This window comes from Streptococcus gallinaceus (genome assembly GCF_024170225.1).
Lineage (GTDB): Bacteria > Bacillota > Bacilli > Lactobacillales > Streptococcaceae > Streptococcus > Streptococcus gallinaceus.
Map to the genome: position 1 here is coordinate 24,199 of NZ_JALJXU010000006.1, position 22,154 is coordinate 46,352.

The window sequence follows — 22,154 nt, forward strand, 5'->3', positions numbered from 1 at the left end:
TACAAGGCTTGCAGCAGTTAAATCATACTTTTCAAAAAGGAAGATTTAGCTGCTCTTTTTGTGTCTATTTGACGGATTTTTGGGAATTGTAACCTATTCTTAAAGATTCTAAAAATTCTAACAAAAGACAAATGTGTTTGATTTTGCAAAAAATCAATAGAAAAAATAGAGGAGAATTAACTTGGCAGGACATGACGTTCAATACGGGAAACATCGTACCCGTCGTAGTTTTTCAAGAATCAAGGAAGTTCTTGATTTACCAAATTTGATTGAAATCCAAACAGATTCATTCAAAGACTTCTTGGACAGTGGTTTGAAAGAAGTGTTTGAAGATGTACTTCCAGTATCAAACTTTACAGATACAATGGAGTTGGAATTTGTTGGTTATGAATTGAAAGAGCCTAAGTATACATTGGAAGAAGCGCGTTCGCACGACGCTAACTACTCAGCGCCAATCTTTGTAACTTTCCGCTTGGTCAATAAAGAAACTGGTGAGATTAAAACTCAGGAAGTTTTCTTCGGTGAATTCCCAATCATGACTGAAATGGGAACCTTTATCATCAATGGTGCAGAGCGTATTATCGTATCTCAGCTCGTTCGTTCACCAGGTGTTTACTTCAATGATAAGATAGACAAAAATGGTAAAGTAGGCTATGGCTCAACTGTTATCCCTAACCGCGGTGCTTGGTTGGAATTGGAAACAGATTCAAAAGATATTGCCTATACTCGTATCGACCGCACACGTAAAATTCCATTTACGACTTTGGTGCGTGCACTTGGTTTCTCAGGTGATGATGAAATCTTTGACATCTTTGGTGATAGCGAATTAGTCCGCAACACCATCGAAAAAGATATCCATAAAAATCCAGCAGATTCACGTACAGACGAAGCCTTGAAAGAAATTTACGAACGCCTTCGTCCAGGTGAGCCCAAAACAGCTGAAAGCTCACGTAGCCTTTTGACAGCTCGTTTCTTCGACCCACGTCGTTACGATTTGGCACCTGTTGGTCGTTACAAAATCAACAAGAAACTCAACCTTCGCACACGCTTGCTCAACCAAACATTGGCTGAACATGTGATCAACAGTGAAACAGGTGAAATTGTTCTCGAAGCTGGCACAGTCTTGAACCGTGACGTTTTGGAATCAATTGAAGGACAATTCGATGAGCTCAACCAAGTTGAATACATTCCAAATGACGCTGCTGTTGTCGTTGAACCTGTTCTCTTGCAAAAATTCAAGATTGTAGCTCCAACTGATCCAGACCGCGTTGTAACTGTTATTGGTAATGCAAATCCAGCTGAAAATGTTCGCACTGTTACTCCAGCTGATATCTTGGCAGAAATGTCTTACTTCCTTAACCTTGCTGAAGGTTTGGGTCGCGTAGATGATATCGACCACTTGGGGAACCGCCGTATCCGTGCCGTTGGTGAATTGCTTGCTAACCAAGTACGTATCGGTTTGACGCGTATGGAACGTAACTTGCGTGAGCGTATGAGCGTTCAAGACAATGAAGTCTTAACACCTCAACAAATCATCAATATCCGCCCTGTAACAGCTGCTATCAAAGAATTTTTCGGTTCATCACAGTTGTCACAGTTCATGGACCAACACAACCCGCTTTCTGAGTTGTCACACAAACGCCGTTTGTCAGCCTTAGGACCTGGTGGTTTGACACGTGACCGTGCCGGATATGAAGTACGTGACGTGCACTACACTCACTACGGTCGTATGTGTCCGATTGAAACACCTGAAGGACCAAACATCGGTTTGATCAATAACTTGTCTTCATATGGACACCTCAACAAGTACGGTTTCATCCAAACACCATATCGTAAGATTGACCGCGCAACTGGTACAGTCACAAATGAAATCGTCTGGTTGACAGCGGATGAAGAAGATGCCTACATCGTAGCTCAATCTACTTCACCACTTGACGAAAACAACCGCTTTATCGACGAAATCGTTATGGGTCGTCACCAAGGTAATAACCAAGAATTCCCAGCTGCATCTGCTGACTTTATGGACGTATCTCCTAAGCAGGTAGTTGCCGTTGCGACAGCATGTATTCCTTTCTTGGAAAACGATGACTCCAACCGTGCCCTCATGGGTGCCAACATGCAACGTCAGGCTGTGCCATTGATTGATCCCAAAGCACCTTATGTGGGTACAGGTATGGAATACCAAGCAGCCCATGACTCTGGTGCCGCAATCATCGCTCAACACGATGGTAAGGTTACTTACTCTGACGCTGACAAGGTAGAAGTTCGTCGCGAAGATGGTTCTTTGGACGTTTACCACGTTTCAAAATTCCGTCGTTCAAACTCAGGTACTGCTTACAACCAACGTACACTTGTTAAAGTTGGCGATGTGATTGAAAAAGGCGACTTCATCGCAGATGGTCCTTCTATGGAAAATGGTGAAATGGCCCTTGGACAAAACCCAATCGTTGCCTACATGACATGGGAAGGTTACAACTTCGAGGATGCCGTTATCATGAGCGAACGCCTTGTGAAAGATGATGTTTATACATCTGTTCACTTGGAAGAATATGAATCAGAAACACGCGATACAAAGCTCGGACCTGAAGAAATTACACGTGAAATTCCAAACGTTGGTGAAGATGCACTTCGCCAATTGGATGAAATGGGTATCATCCGTATCGGTGCGGAAGTTAAAGAAGGCGACATCTTGGTTGGTAAAGTCACACCTAAGGGTGAAAAAGATCTATCAGCAGAAGAACGTCTCTTGCACGCTATCTTCGGTGACAAATCACGCGAAGTACGTGATACATCTCTTCGTGTACCACACGGTGCCGATGGTGTTGTCCGCGATGTGAAAATCTTTACTCGTGCAAACGGTGATGAATTGCAATCAGGCGTAAACATGCTTGTTCGTGTTTACATCGCTCAAAAACGTAAAATCAAGGTCGGAGATAAGATGGCCGGTCGTCACGGTAACAAGGGTGTCGTTTCACGTATTGTTCCAGTTGAAGACATGCCATATCTTCCAGACGGAACTCCAGTTGATATTATGTTGAACCCACTCGGGGTACCATCACGTATGAACATCGGTCAGGTAATGGAACTTCACTTGGGTATGGCTGCTCGCAACTTGGGTATCCACATTGCAACACCAGTCTTTGATGGAGCAAGCTCAGAAGACCTTTGGTCAACTGTTAAAGAAGCAGGCATGGATTCAGATGCCAAAACAATTCTTTACGATGGCCGTACAGGTGAGCCATTTGATAACCGTGTATCCGTTGGTGTCATGTACATGATCAAACTTCACCACATGGTTGATGATAAACTTCACGCTCGTTCAGTCGGACCTTACTCACTCGTTACCCAACAACCGCTTGGTGGTAAAGCACAATTCGGTGGACAACGTTTCGGTGAGATGGAGGTTTGGGCCCTTGAAGCCTATGGTGCGTCAAATGTCCTTCAAGAAATCTTGACTTACAAGTCAGATGATGTAACGGGTCGTTTGAAAGCCTATGAAGCCATCACAAAAGGTAAACCAATTCCAAAACCAGGTGTTCCAGAATCATTCCGCGTTCTTGTAAAAGAATTGCAATCACTTGGTCTTGACATGCGTGTCCTTGATGAAGATGACAATGAAGTTGAATTGCGTGACCTTGATGAAGGGGAAGACGATGACATCATCCACGTAGATGATCTTGAAAAAGCACGTGCTAAAGTTGCAGCAGATGCCGCAGCAGCATTCGCACAATCAGAAGAGTAAAAATAGGTTGGGGAGTTTCTCCCCGCCGGCCTATTTTGCAAAAGTCGATGATTCGGCTTGAAACAAACAGAAAGGGATAAATAGTGGTTGACGTAAATCGATTTAAAAGTATGCAAATCACGTTAGCTTCTCCAAGTAAGGTCCGTTCATGGTCTTACGGTGAAGTTAAAAAACCTGAAACAATCAACTATCGTACGCTCAAACCTGAGCGTGATGGACTCTTTGATGAAGTCATCTTTGGTCCAACAAAAGACTGGGAATGTGCTTGTGGTAAGTACAAACGTATCCGTTACAAAGGAATCGTCTGTGACCGCTGTGGTGTTGAAGTAACACGTGCAAAAGTTCGTCGTGAACGTATGGGTCACATCGAGTTGAAAGCACCTATCTCACATATTTGGTATTTCAAAGGAATTCCATCTCGTATGGGTCTGACCTTGGATATGAGTCCACGTGCACTTGAGGAAGTCATCTACTTCGCAGCCTATGTGGTCATTGATCCAAAAGAAACGCCACTTGAACACAAATCTATCATGACAGAGCGCGAATACCGTGAGCGTTTACGTGAATACGGTTCAGGCTCATTTGTCGCTAAAATGGGTGCAGAAGCTATCCAAGACCTCTTGAGACAAGTAGACTTGGCTGCTGAAATTGCTGCGCTTAAGGACGAGTTGAAAACAGCAACGGGTCAAAAACGAATTAAAGCAGTTCGTCGTTTGGACGTTCTTGATGCTTTCCAAAAATCTGGTAACAAACCTGAATGGATGATTCTCAATATCCTTCCAGTTATCCCACCAGATCTTCGTCCGATGGTTCAATTGGATGGTGGACGTTTTGCGGCATCTGACTTGAACGAACTCTACCGTCGTGTTATCAACCGTAACAACCGCTTAGCTCGCTTGCTTGAATTGAATGCGCCAGGTATCATCGTACAAAATGAAAAACGCATGTTGCAAGAAGCGGTTGATGCCTTGATTGATAATGGTCGTCGTGGCCGTCCAATCACAGGACCAGGTAGCCGTCCACTCAAATCTCTTAGCCACATGCTGAAAGGTAAACAAGGACGCTTCCGTCAAAACTTGCTCGGTAAACGTGTTGATTTCTCAGGACGTTCCGTTATCGCTGTAGGTCCAACTCTTAAAATGTACCAATGTGGTGTGCCACGTGAAATGGCCATCGAGCTCTTCAAACCATTTGTGATGCGTGAAATTGTTGCGCGTGACATTGCCGGTAACGTAAAAGCTGCGAAACGCTTGATTGAGCGTGGAGATGACCGTATTTGGGATATTCTTGAAGAAGTTATCAAAGAACACCCAGTTCTTCTTAACCGCGCACCTACCCTCCACCGTCTTGGTATCCAAGCTTTTGAACCAGTTTTGATTGATGGTAAGGCACTTCGTCTTCACCCACTTGTCTGTGAAGCCTACAATGCCGACTTTGACGGGGACCAAATGGCCATCCACGTACCATTGTCAGAAGAAGCTCAAGCAGAAGCTCGTATCTTGATGTTGGCTGCTGAGCACATCCTTAACCCTAAAGATGGGAAACCAGTTGTAACACCGTCTCAGGATATGGTTTTGGGTAACTACTACTTGACTATGGAAGAAGCTGGTCGTGAAGGCGAAGGTATGGTCTTCAAGGATGCGGATGAAGCTGTGATGGCTTACCGCAACGGCGTTGTTCACTTGCATACCCGTGTTGGTATCGCAACAGACAGCCTTGACAAACCTTGGACTGACTTCCAAAAACACAAAGTCATGATGACAACTGTTGGTAAAATTCTCTTCAACGCGATTATGCCTGAAGGCTTGCCATACTTGCAAGAACCAAATAATGCCAACTTGACAGAAGGTACACCAGATAAGTACTTCTTGACACCAGGTAGCGACATCAAAGCAGCAATTGCTGAACTTGAGATTAACCCACCATTCAAGAAGAAAAATCTTGGAAATATCATCGCAGAAATCTTCAAACGTTTCCGTACGACTGAAACCTCTGCCCTTCTTGACCGTTTGAAAGACCTTGGTTACTACCACTCAACTCTTGCTGGATTGACAGTGGGTATCGCCGATATCCCAGTTATTGACAACAAGGCTGAAATCATTGAGGCTGCTCATGAGCGTGTTGAGCAAATCAAGAAACAATTCCGTCGTGGTATGATTACAGAAGATGAGCGTTACACTGCTGTTACAGACGAGTGGCGTTCAGCTAAGGAAAAACTTGAAAAACGTTTGACAGAATCACAAGATCCTAAGAACCCAATCGTTATGATGATGGACTCAGGTGCCCGTGGTAACATCTCAAACTTCTCACAGCTTGCCGGTATGCGTGGTCTGATGTCAGCGCCTAACGGACGTATCATGGAATTGCCTATCTTGTCAAACTTCCGTGAAGGTTTGAGCGTTTTGGAAATGTTCTTCTCAACTCACGGTGCGCGTAAAGGTATGACCGATACGGCCCTTAAGACAGCCGACTCAGGTTACTTGACTCGTCGTTTAGTTGACGTTGCCCAAGACGTTATCATTCGTGAAGATGACTGTGGAACAGACCGTGGTCTTGATATTCGTTCGATCACAGATGGTAAAGAAATGATTGAACCACTTGAAGAACGTCTTCAAGGTCGTTACACTAAGAAATCTGTTAAACATCCAGAAACTGGTGAGCTTATCATCGGTCCAAACGAATTGATTACAGAAGATATTGCTCGTCAAATTGTCAATGCTGGTGTTGAACAAGTTACTATCCGTAGCGTATTTACATGTAACACTCGCCACGGTGTCTGCCGTCACTGTTATGGTATTAACTTGGCGACGGGTGATGCGGTTGAGGTTGGTGAAGCAGTTGGTACAATCGCTGCCCAATCTATCGGTGAACCTGGTACACAGCTTACAATGCGTACCTTCCACACGGGTGGTGTTGCCTCTAACAGCGATATCACACAAGGTCTCCCTCGTGTCCAAGAAATCTTTGAAGCGCGTAACCCTAAAGGGGAAGCGGTTATCACAGAAGTTAAGGGTGAAGTTACAGCTATTGATGAAGATGCCGCAACTCGTACTAAGAAAGTTTACGTTAAAGGTCAAACTGGCGAAGGCGAATATGTGGTACCATTTACAGCTCGTATGAAGGTTGAAGTGGGTGACAAAGTTGCCCGCGGTGCAGCCCTTACCGAAGGTTCAATCCAACCAAAACGCTTGCTTGAAGTCCGTGACGTCTTGTCTGTGGAAACTTATCTTCTTTCTGAAGTTCAAAAAGTTTACCGTAGCCAAGGGGTAGAAATCGGTGACAAACACATCGAGGTAATGGTTCGCCAAATGCTTCGTAAAGTTCGTGTCATGGATCCAGGTGATACTGAATTGCTCATGGGTACCCTTATGGATATCACTGACTTTACAGATGCCAATGTAGAAGTGGTTATCGCAGGTGGTATTCCAGCCACAGCACGTCCAGTTCTCATGGGAATCACCAAAGCTTCCCTTGAAACTAACTCATTCTTGTCAGCTGCGTCCTTCCAAGAAACAACTCGTGTCTTGACAGATGCTGCTATCCGTGGTAAACGTGATAACCTCCTTGGTCTTAAGGAAAATGTTATCATCGGTAAGATCATCCCAGCTGGTACTGGTATGGCTCGTTACCGCAACCTTGAACCACAAGCCATCAATGAAGTTGAAATCATTGAAGCTGAAGAAGTGACAGAAGAACCTGTAACTGAATAAAGGTAAAAGCACACCAATTGGTGTGCTTTTTTGTGAACATTTTCCCGAGCTGAATTTTTCATTTTTTCCGTAAAATAAGCTATAATAAGCCATACAAAGGAAGAATGAGTAGTTATGTATAGTGTTGTGAAGATGTATGGCGACTGTGAACCCTGGTGGTTTTTAGACGGTTGGGAAGAAGATATAGTCAGTTGTAAACAGTTTGAGCGCTACGAAGAAGCGCTCAGGCATTACCAACAAGAATGGGTTTACCTATCAGAAGAATATCCTCAGCGAAAAAGCAAGGTTGGTATGATGACAGCTTTTTGGGAGCCAGAGGATCAGTATTGGTGCGAAGAGTGTGATGAGCACTTGCAAAATTTTCATTCCATCATGTTGTTGGAGTCCAAGGAAGTCCTTCCCAAGGGCTTACAAAAATCAGCCAGCGAAAAACGTATTCGTTCTTGTCAGATAAAATCATAAAAACGCGAGCAATCGCGTTTTTTAGTTTGTCTGGAAAATAGATGACGGGATTGATACAATAAAATAAGTTAGGAGTGTCTATTGTAGAAGACACAAAAATATAAAACGCTTACATTTGTTTCTGTTATGATTTTATTAAGGAGGAAGTATGGGAATAAAGCAGGATCGTCAAACTCAGTTGGTTCACTTGCTATTGGAACAGGCAGATTATATTTCCTCGGAAGAAGCGGCACTTTCTTTGGCAGTTTCCACAAAAACAATTTATCGCCTTGTCAAGGAGATAAATACTCAGTTTCCAAGTGGGGAAATAATTTTATCAGAAAAAGGTCGAGGTTATCGCCTTCACTATGAAAATTATCTATTATGGTCTAGTACAGGTAATGTTCAAGGAAAAATGACGGTTGAAGAGCGTCGAGTGAGTTTACTACGGGAGTTACTTCTTAGATCACCGTCTTCATATTCGATTATCGATATTCTTGAGGTGTATTTTATCAGCGAATCTGCCCTGACAACTGATGAAGTTTGGCTCGGTAAGGAACTGGCAAGTTACGGGCTACAATTACAGAAAAAACATCGTAGTTTAGCTATTCTGGGAGCAGAGAGGGATGTCCGCCGTGCTCTATCTGACTTTTATCAACGCTCAGATCAAATGGATTTGGATGTGTTGATTAAAGAGGCCAAATTGGATTTTCATCCTAATGACATTGCTTTTTTAAAAGGACAAATCCAACTCATAGAGCAACACTACCAATCGCAATTGCCCTATCCCTATAATATCAATATTTTTCTCCATTTGTATATTTTTATTCAAAGAGCGCGTCAATTTCATCATTATGCTGTTGATATTGACGACCAGCTGATGAATAAACAAGTAGAGCACTACTTAGTAGCAGAAGAGATTGTTGAAAATATATCTAAATATTTGGGAATTCGAGTTCCTGAGGTTGAGATTTTTTATCTTTATCAATACCTTGCCGCGTCGCGTGTGACGGCAACCAACCAACATCTACAATCATTTTCAGAATTGGTAACGCGCATTTCAAATGACTATATAGAACTAATGAGTTTTAAACTGCAAAAGAAGCTAGTGAGTCAAGATTTATTTTTAGATTTAGCCAATCATATTCAGCCGATGCTTAAACGGCTGAAGCAAGCGATTGTCATTCGTAATGGGCTACTTTCGCAAATCAAGACGACCTACCTAGGTTTGTTCGAATTAGTCAGAGAATGCTCAGAGGTTGTTAGTCAAGCTTATGATTTACCGACTATTAGTGAAGATGAAAATGGATTTATTACATTGTACTTTGCTAAAGTGTTGGAAAATAATCAACAGCCTATAAGAGTAGTGATTGTTTGCACAACTGGAATTGGGATATCTGAGTTGTTAAAAGCCAAGATTTCTAATAAGTTTTCTCAAATTGAGATTGTGAAAGTCTTAGCTTCTAAAGATATCAATCAAGATGAGTTGCTTGAAAAAGGAGTTCAGTTGATTATATCAACCATTCCGATAGCCGAATACCAAACGATACCGGTTCTATTAGTAAGTGGTATGTTTCATCGAGATGACCAAACCCGTTTAGAAAATCTACTTAAGGAATTGAATTCATGAAGAGTCTACTAAAAAAACAATTTTTCCAGCAGCCTTTTCGTTCACGTCAAGAATGTTACGAATTTCTAGTTGGACAGCTGGGGGAGGATGAATCGACTCAATTTTTACACTTGCTAGAAGAGCGAGAGCGACTAGCAAGTATTGAAATATTTCCTGGAGTTGTTATGCCTCACTTGGAAAGTAATCGTTTGAAAGAGAGTCAAATCATTATTTTACAATTACAGGATAGCATTCAGTGGCTGAATACAACTAGGGATGTTCGTTTAATGATCCTACTTGCCATGAAAAAAGATGAGGAAGTAGAAATTAAGCGCCAACTCATTGCATTTGTTCATCAACTAGCAGATGAAGAATTTATACAAGCATTGCTAGAAAATTAAACATAAAGAAGTTTACTTTTTAGGAGGAAAATCAGATGAAAATCGTTGGAATTGCAGCATGTACAGTAGGAATTGCCCATACTTATATTGCCCAAGAGAAGTTAGAAACCGCTGGGAAAAATGCAGGTTACGATATTAAAATTGAAACCCAAGGAACGATTGGGATTGAAAATGAATTGACTGCAGAGGAGATTGCTGCGGCAGACATTGTTATTTTAGCAGTTGATGTAAAAATTTCTGGTGAAGAGCGCTTTGCAGGCAAGAAAGTTGTAAAAGTTTCAACAGAAACAGCTATCAAATCTCCAAACAAGCTGATTGCAAAATTAGCAGAGGTTGCTGGAAAAGCTTAGAGATTAAAGGAGAAAACATGGAAGCAAAGGATGCAATTGATTTAAAACTTGTTAAAACAGATTTAGAGGCTACAGATAAAGACGATATCCTGCGTGAATTGGCGACACTGCTTTATGAAGAGGGCAAGGTAACAGATGTCGATGGATTTCTTAAAGACGTGTATGCTCGCGAGGCGGAAGGACAGACGGGTATTGGAAATTATGTGGCTATTCCTCATGGGAAAAGTGAGTTTGTTTCAACATCTGTCGTTGCAATTGGCGTTAACAAATCTGAAATTCCTTGGGAAACTCTAGATGGGAACGGTGTAAAAGTGGTTATTTTATTTGCTGTTGGAAACGACGCTGAGGCAGCAAAAGAACATTTAAAACTCTTGTCATTATTTGCTCGTAAACTGGGCAATGACCAGGTCGTTTCATCATTATTAAAGGCAACAAATCCAACCTCAGTTTATGAGGCATTTCAATAAAAAGGAGACAAAAATGAAGGATTTAATGAAAAAAGCAAATCTTAAAGGACACTTGCTGACAGCTATTTCTTATTTGGTGCCTATCGTATGTGGTGCTGGTTTCTTGGTAGCGATTGGTATGGCGCTCGGAGGCCATGCCCAAGATAGCTTGGTGATTGGTCAGTTTAGTTTTTGGGATGCTATGGCTACTATGGGTGGGAAGGCCCTAGGATTATTGCCAGTTATCGTGGCAACTGGTATTGCATTTTCTATCGCCGGTAAACCAGGGATTGCCCCAGGTTTTGTAGTCGGTTTAATGGCGAACGTTGTAAGTGCCGGTTTTATCGGTGGTATTCTGGGTGGATACATCGCAGGTTTCCTAGCCCTTTACATCTTGAAAAATCTCAAGGTTCCTGCCTGGGCTAAAGGATTGATGCCAACCATGATTGTTCCTCTGTTGGCTTCGTTTGTAGCAAGCTTGATTATGATTTACTTGATTGGCGGACCTATTTCAGCATTTACCACTTGGTTAACAGGTGTTCTTCAAGGCTTAGGAAGTTCATCTCGTTTAGTATTTGGTGGTGTAGTTGGTATCTTGAGTATCGTTGACTTTGGTGGGGCTTTAAATAAAACAGTTTACGCTTTTGTATTGACCTTGCAAGCCGAAGGAGTAAATGAGCCAATCACAGCCCTTCAATTGGTTAATACAGCAACACCGGTTGGATTTGGCTTGGCATACTTCATCGCTAAATTGATGAATAAAAAAATCTACACACAAAATGAAATTGAAACTCTAAAGTCAGCAGTACCAATGGGAATTGTGAATATTGTTGAGGGAATTATTCCAGTTGTAATGAACAATTTGGTTCCAGGTTTGATTGCAGCAGCAGTTGGTGGCTGTGTAGGTGGTTCTGTCTCGATGACACTTGGTGCGGATTCAACCGTTCCATTTGGAGGCATCTTGATGATCCCAACTATGTCACGTCCTATGGCAGGTATCTTGGCACTCTTGGCAAACATTCTTGTAACAGGCTTGGTATATGCTTTGATTAAAAAGCCAGTTACAGCAGAGGATGAAATTGCGGTTGTCAATGCTGAAGATGAAGCGGATATTGATCTCGATGACCTTGAAATTTTGTAAAAGATAAGAGGTAAGAAGATGAGTAAAGTAGAAATTTCTCCCTCGCTAATGTGTATGAACCTAGATAAATTTAAAGAAGAAATTACTTTTTTGAATGATAAGGTAGGGTCCTATCACATTGACATTATGGATGGACATTTTGTTCCCAATATCACACTTTCTCCGTGGTTTGTAGAAGAAGTACGAAAAGTAAGTACAGTTCCAATGTCAGCCCATTTGATGGTGACAGACCAACCCTTCTGGGTTCAGCAAATGATTGATATCAAGTGTGAGTGGATCTGTGTGCATGCTGAAGTGATTAACGGACTAGCATTTCGTTTGATTGATCAGATTCATGATGCAGGTTTAAAGGCAGGCGTTGTCTTGAATCCTGAAACACCTGTTAACAAAATCTTACCTTACATTGATTTGCTAGATAAAGTAACCATTATGACTGTCGATCCAGGTTTTGCAGGACAACGATTCTTGGAGTCTACCCTGGACAAGATTGTCGAACTTCGTCAATTACGAGATGAGTATGGTTATTCATATGTCATTGAGATGGATGGTTCATCTAGTCGGAAAACATTTAAGCAGATTGATACTGCCGGTCCAGATATCTATATTGTTGGTCGTAGTGGCTTGTTTAGCTTGACAGAGAAGATTGAGGATTCGTGGAATATCATGTCTCAAGATTACACAGACATGACTGGAAAAAGTTTGTAAATTAAAAAACGCGAGCAATCGCGTTTTTTTAGTTTGTCTGGAAATGGATGCGGGGTGTGTCGGTGTCGATGCTGACTTGTCCGCCGATGGTGATGGTAAAAAGAGGCTGGGTGTGAGCCATGTCGATGTCGTATAAGACTGGAATAGTTTTGAGAATAGGGTGCTTTTCTAGGATAGCGAGCAATCGTTCTTCAGTCATTTGGCATTCTTTTGGGAAGCGTCCGATGAGAACAGCCTGAGGGTTTGGATAGGCTTGTAGGATAGCGGCCAAGTTGCGAGCGAACTCGATGTAATCATCCACTTCAGCTTCCTCGAGAAAGAGGACGTATTCGTCTGGTTTTGGAGCATAGTCTGTACCACGTAGCAGTCCGAATGTGGAGAGATTGCCACCGATGGCAGTACCCTTTGCTTGTCCAGAGGTGTAGACTTTCCATTCAGTTGGGAAAAAATGACGGGGCTGCCTTGGGTCATACCAAGGGTCGCTAGACCATTGTTTGCTTGGGATGAGGTCATAATTTTCCTGCGTAACCGCATTTAGCCAACTTTGACTCTGGTAGTCCTGACCTTCTTTCATCTTAAAACTGGAGTAAGATGGTCCCATGTAGGTCGGCATTCCCGTTTTGGCAAAAATCGCATTGAGAATGGCGGTGGTATCTGAGTAGCCACAGATAATCTTTGGATGCTGTTGAATCAAGTCGTAATCAAGGTAAGGAAGGAGTTCGTTTGAGTTAGAACCACCGATCGTCGCTAATATAGCGTGGACGGACTCATCTGCAAATGCCTGATGTAAATCTGAAACGCGGCTGTCAATGCTAGCTGAGAAAAAGATGTCATTTTCAAAATAATGCTCCGAAAAGGACAAGTTAAATCCGAGCTTTTCCAGAGTTTCCTTGGCAGAAATATTGGCTTCGAAACCACCCAGACGCTCAATAGATGAGGATGGACTCAGTACGCGGATGTGGTCTCCTTTTTTTAACTTTTTCATAGCAACCTCCTTAAAAATTTTTACTATTTTAACAAAAAAGATTTCAAAAGTAAACTGCGTTTTCGAATAGTATAGTTGAGGAGGTCTTATGGTACAAGATTTAGCTAGAAAAATGATCAGTGAGGCAGTAGAAAAGCAGGTGAGCGATATCTATCTGGTCCCCCGTGAGAATGCCTACCAGCTCTATGAACGAAAGTCGGATGGGCGGGCGTTTGTAGGGGAATATGACGAGGTAGCATTCTCATCCTTGATTAGCCATTTTAAGTTTGTTGCAGGACTCAATGTCGGTGAGAAACGCCGCAGTCAACAGGGGGCTTGTAACTACCATTATGGGAGTGGTGAGGTTGCTCTTCGTTTGTCAACGGTCGGTGATTACCGTGGGAAGGAAAGTCTAGTCATCCGTTTTCTTTATGATGGAGAGGACAATCTGAAATTTTGGTTTGATGCAGTCGAGCGGTTAAGTGAACATATCAAAGGACGAGGGCTTTATCTTTTTTCGGGTCCGGTTGGCTCGGGAAAGACAACGCTTATGTATCATTTAGCCCAGTTGAAGTTTCCTGACCAGCAGATTTTGACCATCGAAGACCCTGTGGAAATCAAGCACCCAGACATGTTGCAGTTGCAAATCAACGAGGCCATCGGTGGAACCTATGACAATCTCATTAAATTATCGCTTCGGCACCGACCAGATCTTCTCATTATCGGGGAAATCCGCGATGAGGAAACGGCGCGTGCGGTTATTCGAGCAAGCTTGACGGGTGCGACTGTCTTTTCAACCGTTCACGCTAAGAGTATCTCTGGCGTTTATACGAGGATGCTGGAATTTGGCATCTCAGAGGCTGAGCTGGACAATTGTTTACAGGGGATTACCTACCAGCGTTTGATAGAAGGAAAGGGGATGGTGGATTATGCCAGTGACGGCTACCAAGAACATCAGCCGCAAGAGTGGAATGAGCAAATTGATGCGCTTCTTGCAGCAGGACATATCAGTCTTCGCCAAGCGGAAACCGAAAAAATTACCTTTAACAAGACAACGTAAAGTCATTGAACTCTTCAATAATCTGTTTGACAGTGGATTTCATCTGGGAGAAGTGGTTGATTTTTTGAAGAGGAGTCAGTTGCTGGCAGACCAGTATACACAGATTCTATCTGACGGATTACTAGCGGGTAAGCCTTTTTCGCAGCTACTAGCAGATTTGCAATTTTCAGATGCTGTTGTGACCCAAGTTGCTCTGTCTGAAATTCATGGCAATACGCATCTTAGTTTGTCGAAAATTCAAGAGTACCTGAGTAATCTGGACCAAGTCCGCAAGAAGTTGGTGGAAGTGGTGACCTATCCACTAATCCTTCTCGGCTTTCTCATCGTGATTATGCTAGGATTGAAAAATTACCTCCTGCCACAAATGGAAAAGGGAAATGTAGCCACTTGGTTGATTCCCCATCTGCCGACGGTTTTCTTGGGAATGCTGGTGCTGATTGGACTTTTAGCTCTGCTTTTTGTCTGGTGGTATCGGAAAACAGCTAAGATTCAAGTCTATACCCGACTTGCTCGGCTGCCTTTTGTGGGAATATTGATACAGACCTATCTGACAGCCTATTATGCGCGTGAGTGGGGAAATCTCATCGGACAAGGACTTGAAATGACTCAGATATTGGCGATCATGCAGGAGCAGTCGGCTTCCCTTTTTCAAGAAATCGGACGAGACATGGAAATTGCCTTGTCAAATGGTCAGAGTTTTCATGACCACATCAAGACCTATTCCTTTTTCAAAAAAGAGCTCAGCTTAATGATTGAATATGGGCAGGTAAAATCGAAACTAGGCAGTGAGTTAGTCCTCTATGCTGATGAATGTTGGGAAGAATTTTTCCGTCGCATTCAAGCCAGTATGCAACTCATTCAACCCTTGGTTTTTATTGGAGTTGCTCTGATGATTGTGTTGATTTATGCGGCTATGCTGCTGCCAATTTACCAAAATATGGAGATGTAATATGAAACGATTGTTAAAAATGAAAGCTAAAGCCTTCACTTTAGTAGAAATGTTAGTTGTACTGGTTATCATCAGTGTTCTTTTGCTCCTCTTCGTACCGAATCTTAGCCAACAAAAAGACAAAGTCAAGGAAACAGGTGCAGCGGCGGTTATCAAGGTTGTTGAGAGTCAGGCAGAACTTTACGAACTCTACAATATGGGAGATGCGAGCTTGGCAAAATTGGTAGAGAGCGGCTCGATCACTAGCGAGCAGTCACAAACCTACAAGGAATACTATGCAAAACACAAGGGACAGTCAGCCAGTGTTGCGCCGTAAACTAGCTGCCTTTACCCTGCTAGAAAGTCTCTTAACCCTATTTGTTACAAGCTTTTTAGCGGTTGCTTTGTCAGGTTCAGTTCAAACAGTTTTTCATCAGGTGGAGGAACAACTCTTCTTTTTGGAATTTGAACAGGTTTATAAAAATAGTCAGCGTTTGGCGGTGACCTCTCAGCAAGCTGTGCAGCTGACTGTTGATCAGGATGGAGTGAAAAATGGATTTCAGCAGGTAAAACTTCCTCGGACGGTTCAGTTGGTTCGCGGAGCTGTGATTGATTTTGATAAAAAGGGTGGAAATTCTTCTTTAGCAAAATTAGAGTTTCAGATAGGAGAGAAACGGGTCTATTATCAGTTGTATATGGGGAGTGGTCGTTATAAAAAGTCGGAAAAATAAGGCCTATATTTTGCTGGAAAGTTTGATGTCACTGGGGATTTTGGCAATGGTTGTCAGCTTGTTTTTGTCGGCGATTGACCTTTCTAGGCAGAGACAGGAGAGCATGATAAAAGAGCAGGAGTTGTATAATGTGATGAAAATGGCGGTGCAGACCAGACAGGCTCATTTGGAAAAGAATGGCCTTTCCGTCCAGGTTGAGCGCAATCAGCATAAAATACAAGTTTTTAGCCAAGGAAAGGAGATTATTCTTGTGGAAAAAGACTAAGAAAATGGCAGCTTTTACCTTGTTGGAATGTCTGATTTCCTTATTTGTCTTGTCAGGAAGCGTCTTGGTTTTTGAAGGATTGACACGTCTGTTGCGCCAGGATATGCACTATCAGACGAAGAATATTGACCGAGATTGGCAGGTCTTTTCGGAACAATTTCGGAGCGAATTAGACGGTGTACGGTTGCAGAAAGTTGAGAATCAGCGACTTTATGTCGAAAAAAACAAGCAGGAACTCGCTTTTGGTTTGTCCAAGTCGGATGATTTTCGGAAAACCAACCAAAAGGGGCAGGGTTATCAGCCCATGCTTTATGGACTCAGGGATGTATTTATGAGGCAAGAGGGAAAATTAGTCGAAATCGAATTTTCTTTTGAGAATGGTAAAAAACGGAGTTTTGTTTATGATTTTACAGAAAAAAGTTAGTGGTGGCATCCTGCTTTATACCCTACTCATGCTAGCGGTCTTTAGTTTCTTGCTACAATTCTATTTGCGAAATCAAAACGCTCTCGCGCAAGAGCATATGGCGAGTCGCAATAGTAGCCAAGCTTATCTGATGGCGCAGCTGACGCGTGACAATGTAGATTTGAAAAATGCAAGCAATCAGCAGGGAAAATTGGTCTTTACAGATGGAGAAAGTCGCTACCAGCAAACGGACCAGCAGCTTGAAGTTGTTGTTAGCCTCAAATCAGGACCAACCTACCAGTACTTCTTTCCTTTATATGGCGAAAAAAAGTGAAATTTGGTATCATAAATATATGAATTTTGAAAAAATTGAACAGGCTTATGATCTGCTATTAGAAAACGTCCAAACCATCCAAAACGCTCTGTCAACCAATATCTACGATGCCATGATTGAGCAAAATGCAGCTTATTTGAGCACGGAAAGTGACTCAGAAATTGTCCTAGCCAACAATCAAAAACTGAAAAGTCTCAACCTGTCCGCTGAAGAGTGGCGCAGGGCTTTTCAATTTTTATTTATCAAGGCTAATCAAACGGAGCCTCTCCAGTACAATCACCAGTTTACCCCAGACAGCATCGGCTTTATTTTGACTTTTTTACTGGATAACTTAGTGCTAGCCAAGGATGTTACCGTATTAGAAATCGGTTCTGGTACGGGAAATCTGGCGCAGACCATTCTCAATCATAGCCTGAAACAGCTAGATTACCTAGGAATCGAGGTCGACGACCTCTTGATTGATTTATCAGCCAGCATTGCAGATGTTGTCGGTAGCCAAATGAGTTTTGCCCAAGGTGATGCGGTACGTCCACAGATTTTGAAAGAAAGTCAAGTGATTATCAGCGACCTGCCGATTGGCTATTATCCGGATGACAAGATTGCACAGCGATATGACGTGGCGAGCAGTCAAGAACATACCTACGCCCACCATTTGCTCATGGAACAATCGCTCAAATATCTGGAGCAAGAAGGCTACGCTATTTTCTTAGCGCCGAATGACCTCTTGACTAGCCCGCAGAGCGACTTGTTGAAAAAATGGTTGACTAGTCATGCCAGTGTGGTAGCTATGATTGCCTTACCGGCTAGTCTTTTTGGGACACAAAGCATGGCAAAATCTATTTTTGTCTTACAGAAAAAAACGGAAAATCCATCTCAAACATTTGTCTACCCACTTCAAGATTTGCAGGATGCCAAGGCCTTGCAGGAATTCACAAACAATTTTAAAAAATGGCATGAAGGACATGCAAAGTAAGTGAAATTTTGATATACTTATGAGGAAAACGCTTAAAGGGGAAAATTATGTCTAAAACAATTGCAATCAATGCAGGTAGCTCTAGTTTGAAATGGCAACTTTATCAAATGCCAGAAGAAGGAGTTCTTGCAAAAGGCTTGATTGAGCGTATCGGTCTAGGAGACTCAATCTCAACAGTTAAATTTGGAAAAGAAGAAGACCAACAAATCTTGGATATTCCAGACCATGTTGTGGCAGTAAAAATTTTGTTAGAAGACCTATTGAAACACGGCATCATCTCTGATTTTGCAGAGATTACAGGTGTTGGTCACCGTGTCGTTGCGGGTGGTGAGTACTTCAAAGAGTCAGCTTTGGTTGATGAAAAAGTTATCGAGCAAGTAGAGGAATTGTCACTTCTTGCACCGCTTCACAATCCAGGTGCAGCAGCTGGTATCCGTGCTTTCAGAGATATCTTGCCAGATATTACAAGTGTCGTGGTGTTTGATACATCATTCCACACAACACTTCCAAAATATGCTTACATGTATCCAATTCCTCAAAAATATTACACAGAGAACAAGGTTCGTAAGTATGGTGCACACGGAACAAGTCACAAATATGTCGCACAAGAAGCTGCGAAAATGTTGGGCCGTCCATTAGAAGAATTGAAATTAATTACAGCTCATATCGGGAACGGTGTATCTATCACAGCTAACTACCATGGTGAGTCTGTTGATACATCAATGGGCTTCACACCACTTGCAGGTCCTATGATGGGAACTCGTTCAGGGGACATTGACCCAGCTATCATTCCATACTTGATTGCACAAGACCCTGAGTTGAAAGATGCAGCTGATGTTGTCAACATGCTTAACAAAAAATCAGGTCTTGCTGGAGTTTCAGGTGGATTTAGCGATATGCGTGATATCGAAGCAGGTATTCAAGCTAAAAATCCTGATGCAATGTTGGCTTACAACATCTTTATCGACCGTATCAAGAAATTTATCGGTCAATACTTCGCTGTCTTAAATGGTGCAGACGCTATCGTCTTCACAGCAGGTATGGGTGAAAATGCCTACTTGATGCGTCAAGACGTGATTGCAGGTTTGTCATGGTTTGGTATGGAAATCGATCCTGAGAAAAATGTATTCGGCTACCGTGGCGACATCACAACTCCTGAATCAAAAGTCAAAGTATTGGTTATCTCAACAGATGAAGAGTTGATGATTGCCCGTGACGTTGAAAAATTGAAAAATAGTAAATAATAAAAAAGAGAGGACTAGCTTATACTAGTCTTCTTTTTTGCAATCAAAAAGCCCCAGTAAGGGGCAATATTCTTAGTTGAAAAAGTCTACAGAGTAGAAAGTGGCACCATTTGATGTTTTTAGTTCGACAACTTCATAATCTTGATATTGGTGGAATTCAGAACTTGGGTCATTGAGTGCATCTTCGGCAACCCATGCAGCATCATCACTTCGAAGGAAGAGCCATTCAGAGTTACCAAGATCACCAGCTATGATGTCTGCATTTGGATCGAAATATTGGGTACGGATTTGTTTGCCAATTGCAGTACCTTTGAACTTAACTCCTTCTTGTCTCCAACCGTGACGAGGAAGGACATTGTATTCATTAGCATCCGTTGTCCAGTGGTGCAATCCACGTAGTTTTGGATTGTAGACACGGTAAATATTTGTTTCACCACCTGAATAAAAGACAGGTTTACCGTTGTTGTCTTTTGTCCAACCGTGTCGGCTTGTTAAGACGTTTACTTCATTGAGGTCAGAAGTGTAAAGGTGGTTCTGCAGACCACGATTGTAGAGGCGATAGACAGGTGTTCCTTGATCGGGAGCTACCCAACCATCTCCTTCATACCCCCATCCGCGATCGAAGAAAAGGACGTCGCGTTCATTGGCATCTGTCGTATAGAGGTGTTCGCCGTTACGTGGATTGTAGAGCCGATAGACATATGAGTCGGCGCTTACCATCGAAGCCGTTAGTAGCAGTGCTCCTGCCGTTAAAGAAAGTAATAGTGCTTTAAAAAAGTTCTTTTTCATATTTTCTCCTTTTGTATATATATTATACGCTTTCATTATAGCTTAATATATAGGAGTAGTCAATTTTTTCTGAATGTGTTAAAATGGAACAGCAAAGCAATTTGCACAGAGTAGGTGGTTTGCGTTAAGTGTGTGTGGATGGGATGTTGCCGCACAACGAAGCGAAAGCGCGGTAAACCATTGCATCCGCTGTCAAAGGAAATTCCTAGACAGCTCCAAGTAAAAAGGAGCATTTATGAAAAACAAAAATCCTCGTGTATCTGTTCAACTCTTGGCTTCCTTAGCCATGTTGATTGCCTTGACCTTGATTGTGGAGAAATTTTCTATCACGATCATCCCCAAACAATTGGTGGTGGCCTTTACCTTTATCGTTCATACGGTGATTGGGATGATTGGTGGCCCACTTTGGGGCTTCGTCAGTCTTTTCTTGATTGATATTGTCGATATGCTGACAAAAGGCGGAGCAGATTTTATCATTTGGTGGACCTTGATGGAAGCAGTCCAAGGCGCCCTCTACGGCTTTTTCTTCTATGGGAAAAAGCTGGATTGGAACAATAAAAAAGATTGGGTGCATGTAACGGTAGCAATGGCAGTAATCTTGCTATTTGGGACATTTATCTTTACACCACTCTTAATTCAGATTTACTTTGGTGTTCCATTTGTGGCTCAATTTATCGCAGGTCGTTGGTTGAAAATATTTGAATTACCAATTCGTGTCTTTACGACAATGGCCCTTCTTCCTCAGCTACAACGTATTCCAGAAGTACGTAAATTAGCAGGCGTAAAAAAATAATGAAAAACCCTCCGGCTCATCCCGCCAGAGGGTTCTTTTTTAATATTTCTTGATCAAATCAACTGTTGAACGGTCTAATTTTTTCACGATGGCTTGCAAGAAAGCTTGAGCCTGTAAGAAATCGTCCATGTTGTAGAGAGTTTGATGAGAGTGGATGTAGCGTGCGCAGACCCCGATTGTGGTAGATGGGATACCGCTATTTTTAAGATGGGCTGCACCTGCGTCCGTACCACCTTTGGCGCAATAGTATTGGAATTTCACACCAGCTTCCTCAGCAGTTGTCAAGAGGAAGTCTTTCATGTTTGGTAACATGATGTGTCCTGGGTCGTAGAAACGAAGAAGGGTTCCATCGCCGATTTTTCCTTGGTCTCCAAAGACGTCGCCGGCTGGTGAGCAGTCAACAGCGAGGAAGATTTCAGGGTCAAATTTTGTGGCAGAAGTATGTCCGCCGCGTAGGCCAACCTCTTCTTGTACAGTTGCACCGGCGATGAGTTGGTTATTAAGTTGGGTGCCAGAGAGGCTTTCCAAGAGTTCAGAAACCATCAGTACGCCGTAGCGGTTGTCCCAAGCTTTTGAGATGACGTTTTTACCGTTGGCAGTCAAGGTTGCTTCGCTTAGAGGGGTGATAGTGTCACCAGGACGTACGCCGTATTCCATAGCTTCTTCTTTAGAAGTGAATCCAGCGTCAAAAATCACATCACCGATAGCAGGAAGAGCTGCAGCTCCGTTATTGCCACGAGAAAGGTGAGGAGGCATTGAGCCTGAAATGATTGGAATGTGACGGCCGTCTTGTAGCTGAAGAGTGAAGCGCTGGCTTGATATAACGAGCGGATTCCAACCACCAAGAGCAACAGCGCGGAAAGTTCCGTCTGCCTTGATATCACTAATCATAAAACCAACTTCATCCATATGGGCTGCGACCATGATGCGCGATGCCTGTTCGGCTTGGCTGTCCTTGATACCAAAGATGCTGCCCAGACCGTCTGTTTCAATGCGGTCAACGTGCGGCGTGATGCGGTCGCGAAGATAGTTACGAACAGGTCCCTCAAAACCAGAAACGCCTTGAAGCTCTGTTACTTCCTTGATTTTATCGAATAATTGATTTGTCATAATGACCTCCTATTG

General features: G+C 42.6%; 22 protein-coding genes and 1 riboswitch. Of the genes, 19 read left to right on the forward strand and 3 right to left on the reverse strand.

The genetic code is table 11. The features are described from left to right. Positions 1-181: 181 nt before the first annotated feature. The 9 genes from rpoB (at position 182) to alsE (ending at position 12,545) form a co-directional block, all read left to right on the forward strand. Positions 182-3,742 carry a DNA-directed RNA polymerase subunit beta gene (gene rpoB / locus J2T50_RS07770; protein WP_253365390.1) on the forward strand — a complete coding sequence of 1,187 codons (3,561 nt, stop codon included), beginning with the start codon at positions 182-184 and terminating at the stop codon, positions 3,740-3,742. Positions 3,743-3,825: 83 nt separating this feature from the next. Next, positions 3,826-7,452 (forward strand): DNA-directed RNA polymerase subunit beta', encoded by a 3,627-nt coding sequence (gene rpoC, locus J2T50_RS07775; RefSeq protein ID WP_253365392.1) that lies wholly within the window; start codon positions 3,826-3,828, stop codon positions 7,450-7,452. Positions 7,453-7,566: 114 nt separating this feature from the next. Next, entirely contained in the window at positions 7,567-7,914 is a 348-nt protein-coding gene (locus tag J2T50_RS07780) for a DUF1033 family protein (protein ID WP_253365393.1), read from the forward strand. A 148-nt stretch (positions 7,915-8,062) separates the two neighbouring features. Further along, entirely contained in the window at positions 8,063-9,523 is a 1,461-nt protein-coding gene (locus J2T50_RS07785; protein ID WP_253365394.1) for a BglG family transcription antiterminator, read from the forward strand. Beyond that, positions 9,520-9,903 carry a PTS sugar transporter subunit IIA gene (locus J2T50_RS07790; RefSeq protein ID WP_253365396.1) on the forward strand — a complete coding sequence of 128 codons (384 nt, stop codon included), beginning with the start codon at positions 9,520-9,522 and terminating at the stop codon, positions 9,901-9,903. Before J2T50_RS07785 ends, J2T50_RS07790 begins: the two co-directional genes overlap by 4 nt. A 35-nt stretch (positions 9,904-9,938) precedes the next feature. Then, on the forward strand, positions 9,939-10,253 hold the full coding sequence (locus J2T50_RS07795) for a PTS fructose transporter subunit IIB (protein WP_253365397.1): 315 nt from the start codon (positions 9,939-9,941) through the stop codon (positions 10,251-10,253). Positions 10,254-10,270: 17 nt separating this feature from the next. Beyond that, positions 10,271-10,720 (forward strand): PTS sugar transporter subunit IIA, encoded by a 450-nt coding sequence (locus J2T50_RS07800; RefSeq protein WP_253365399.1) that lies wholly within the window; start codon positions 10,271-10,273, stop codon positions 10,718-10,720. 13 nt (positions 10,721-10,733) lie between these two features. Beyond that, on the forward strand, positions 10,734-11,840 hold the full coding sequence (locus tag J2T50_RS07805; RefSeq protein ID WP_253365401.1) for a PTS fructose transporter subunit IIC: 1,107 nt from the start codon (positions 10,734-10,736) through the stop codon (positions 11,838-11,840). 18 nt (positions 11,841-11,858) lie between these two features. Then, positions 11,859-12,545, forward strand: a complete 687-nt coding sequence (gene alsE, locus J2T50_RS07810) for a D-allulose 6-phosphate 3-epimerase (protein ID WP_253365403.1) — start codon at positions 11,859-11,861, stop codon at positions 12,543-12,545. A 28-nt stretch (positions 12,546-12,573) separates the two neighbouring features. Here alsE and J2T50_RS07815 read toward each other — a convergent pair whose 3' ends face one another. After that, positions 12,574-13,530, reverse strand: coding sequence for a S66 family peptidase (locus tag J2T50_RS07815; RefSeq protein WP_253365406.1), 957 nt, complete (start codon positions 13,528-13,530; stop codon positions 12,574-12,576). A gap of 88 nt (positions 13,531-13,618) precedes the next feature. On the opposite strand from J2T50_RS07815, the gene comGA reads away from it, so the two are divergent. The 9 genes from comGA to J2T50_RS07860 are packed head-to-tail and all read left to right on the forward strand — an operon-like array spanning position 13,619 to position 19,447. Beyond that, complete coding sequence (gene comGA, locus J2T50_RS07820) at positions 13,619-14,569, forward strand: competence type IV pilus ATPase ComGA (protein ID WP_253365408.1); 951 nt, start codon at positions 13,619-13,621, stop codon at positions 14,567-14,569. Continuing rightward, complete coding sequence (comGB, locus tag J2T50_RS07825; protein ID WP_301282835.1) at positions 14,481-15,518, forward strand: competence type IV pilus assembly protein ComGB; 1,038 nt, start codon at positions 14,481-14,483, stop codon at positions 15,516-15,518. The genes comGA and comGB overlap by 89 nt, the downstream gene beginning before the upstream one ends. Position 15,519: 1 nt before the next feature. Further along, the gene (gene comGC, locus J2T50_RS07830; RefSeq protein ID WP_253365410.1) at positions 15,520-15,834 is read left to right on the forward strand and encodes a competence type IV pilus major pilin ComGC; all 315 of its coding nucleotides are present in this window, start codon (positions 15,520-15,522) and stop codon (positions 15,832-15,834) included. Beyond that, positions 15,794-16,228 (forward strand): competence type IV pilus minor pilin ComGD, encoded by a 435-nt coding sequence (gene comGD / locus J2T50_RS07835; protein WP_253365412.1) that lies wholly within the window; start codon positions 15,794-15,796, stop codon positions 16,226-16,228. Before comGC ends, comGD begins: the two co-directional genes overlap by 41 nt. Positions 16,229-16,253: 25 nt before the next feature. Beyond that, complete coding sequence (comGE, locus tag J2T50_RS07840; RefSeq protein ID WP_253365414.1) at positions 16,254-16,493, forward strand: competence type IV pilus minor pilin ComGE; 240 nt, start codon at positions 16,254-16,256, stop codon at positions 16,491-16,493. Continuing rightward, positions 16,477-16,917 (forward strand): competence type IV pilus minor pilin ComGF, encoded by a 441-nt coding sequence (comGF, locus tag J2T50_RS07845; RefSeq protein WP_253365416.1) that lies wholly within the window; start codon positions 16,477-16,479, stop codon positions 16,915-16,917. The genes comGE and comGF overlap by 17 nt, the downstream gene beginning before the upstream one ends. Continuing rightward, entirely contained in the window at positions 16,895-17,230 is a 336-nt protein-coding gene (gene comGG, locus J2T50_RS07850) for a competence type IV pilus minor pilin ComGG (RefSeq protein ID WP_253365417.1), read from the forward strand. Before comGF ends, comGG begins: the two co-directional genes overlap by 23 nt. Before the next feature lie 19 nt (positions 17,231-17,249). Beyond that, a complete protein-coding gene (locus tag J2T50_RS07855; RefSeq protein ID WP_253365419.1) occupies positions 17,250-18,203 on the forward strand; it encodes a class I SAM-dependent methyltransferase in 954 nt (317 codons plus the stop codon). 47 nt (positions 18,204-18,250) lie between these two features. Then, entirely contained in the window at positions 18,251-19,447 is a 1,197-nt protein-coding gene (locus J2T50_RS07860; RefSeq protein WP_253365421.1) for an acetate kinase, read from the forward strand. A gap of 72 nt (positions 19,448-19,519) precedes the next feature. Here the strand turns inward: J2T50_RS07860 and J2T50_RS07865 are convergent, their stop codons facing one another. After that, positions 19,520-20,236 (reverse strand): hypothetical protein, encoded by a 717-nt coding sequence (locus tag J2T50_RS07865; RefSeq protein ID WP_253365423.1) that lies wholly within the window; start codon positions 20,234-20,236, stop codon positions 19,520-19,522. A gap of 104 nt (positions 20,237-20,340) precedes the next feature. Further along, positions 20,341-20,430: riboswitch (THF riboswitch) on the forward strand. A 41-nt stretch (positions 20,431-20,471) separates the two neighbouring features. Between J2T50_RS07865 and J2T50_RS07870 the strand changes: the two genes are divergently transcribed. Next, complete coding sequence (locus tag J2T50_RS07870; RefSeq protein ID WP_253365425.1) at positions 20,472-21,029, forward strand: folate family ECF transporter S component; 558 nt, start codon at positions 20,472-20,474, stop codon at positions 21,027-21,029. 39 nt (positions 21,030-21,068) lie between these two features. On the opposite strand, the gene pepA is transcribed toward J2T50_RS07870, so the two are convergent. After that, on the reverse strand, positions 21,069-22,139 hold the full coding sequence (gene pepA, locus J2T50_RS07875; protein WP_253365427.1) for a glutamyl aminopeptidase: 1,071 nt from the start codon (positions 22,137-22,139) through the stop codon (positions 21,069-21,071). Positions 22,140-22,154 lie beyond the last annotated feature (15 nt).

What these genes read in the sequence shown, in the direction of transcription:
- J2T50_RS07780 (WP_253365393.1), top strand. Translation starts at nt 7,567, where the DNA reads ATGTATAGTGTTGTGAAGATGTATGGCGACTGTGAACCCTGGTGGTTT.
- J2T50_RS07785 (WP_253365394.1), top strand. Translation starts at nt 8,063, where the DNA reads ATGGGAATAAAGCAGGATCGTCAAACTCAGTTGGTTCACTTGCTATTG.
- J2T50_RS07790 (WP_253365396.1), top strand. Translation starts at nt 9,520, where the DNA reads ATGAAGAGTCTACTAAAAAAACAATTTTTCCAGCAGCCTTTTCGTTCA.
- J2T50_RS07795 (WP_253365397.1), top strand. Translation starts at nt 9,939, where the DNA reads ATGAAAATCGTTGGAATTGCAGCATGTACAGTAGGAATTGCCCATACT.
- J2T50_RS07800 (WP_253365399.1), top strand. Translation starts at nt 10,271, where the DNA reads ATGGAAGCAAAGGATGCAATTGATTTAAAACTTGTTAAAACAGATTTA.
- J2T50_RS07805 (WP_253365401.1), top strand. Translation starts at nt 10,734, where the DNA reads ATGAAGGATTTAATGAAAAAAGCAAATCTTAAAGGACACTTGCTGACA.
- alsE (WP_253365403.1), top strand. Translation starts at nt 11,859, where the DNA reads ATGAGTAAAGTAGAAATTTCTCCCTCGCTAATGTGTATGAACCTAGAT.
- J2T50_RS07815 (WP_253365406.1), bottom strand. Translation starts at nt 13,530, where the DNA reads ATGAAAAAGTTAAAAAAAGGAGACCACATCCGCGTACTGAGTCCATCC.
- comGA (WP_253365408.1), top strand. Translation starts at nt 13,619, where the DNA reads ATGGTACAAGATTTAGCTAGAAAAATGATCAGTGAGGCAGTAGAAAAG.
- comGB (WP_301282835.1), top strand. Translation starts at nt 14,481, where the DNA reads ATGAGCAAATTGATGCGCTTCTTGCAGCAGGACATATCAGTCTTCGCC.
- comGC (WP_253365410.1), top strand. Translation starts at nt 15,520, where the DNA reads ATGAAACGATTGTTAAAAATGAAAGCTAAAGCCTTCACTTTAGTAGAA.
- comGD (WP_253365412.1), top strand. Translation starts at nt 15,794, where the DNA reads ATGCAAAACACAAGGGACAGTCAGCCAGTGTTGCGCCGTAAACTAGCT.
- comGE (WP_253365414.1), top strand. Translation starts at nt 16,254, where the DNA reads ATGTCACTGGGGATTTTGGCAATGGTTGTCAGCTTGTTTTTGTCGGCG.
- comGG (WP_253365417.1), top strand. Translation starts at nt 16,895, where the DNA reads ATGATTTTACAGAAAAAAGTTAGTGGTGGCATCCTGCTTTATACCCTA.
- J2T50_RS07855 (WP_253365419.1), top strand. Translation starts at nt 17,250, where the DNA reads ATGAATTTTGAAAAAATTGAACAGGCTTATGATCTGCTATTAGAAAAC.
- J2T50_RS07860 (WP_253365421.1), top strand. Translation starts at nt 18,251, where the DNA reads ATGTCTAAAACAATTGCAATCAATGCAGGTAGCTCTAGTTTGAAATGG.
- J2T50_RS07865 (WP_253365423.1), bottom strand. Translation starts at nt 20,236, where the DNA reads ATGAAAAAGAACTTTTTTAAAGCACTATTACTTTCTTTAACGGCAGGA.
- J2T50_RS07870 (WP_253365425.1), top strand. Translation starts at nt 20,472, where the DNA reads ATGAAAAACAAAAATCCTCGTGTATCTGTTCAACTCTTGGCTTCCTTA.
- pepA (WP_253365427.1), bottom strand. Translation starts at nt 22,139, where the DNA reads ATGACAAATCAATTATTCGATAAAATCAAGGAAGTAACAGAGCTTCAA.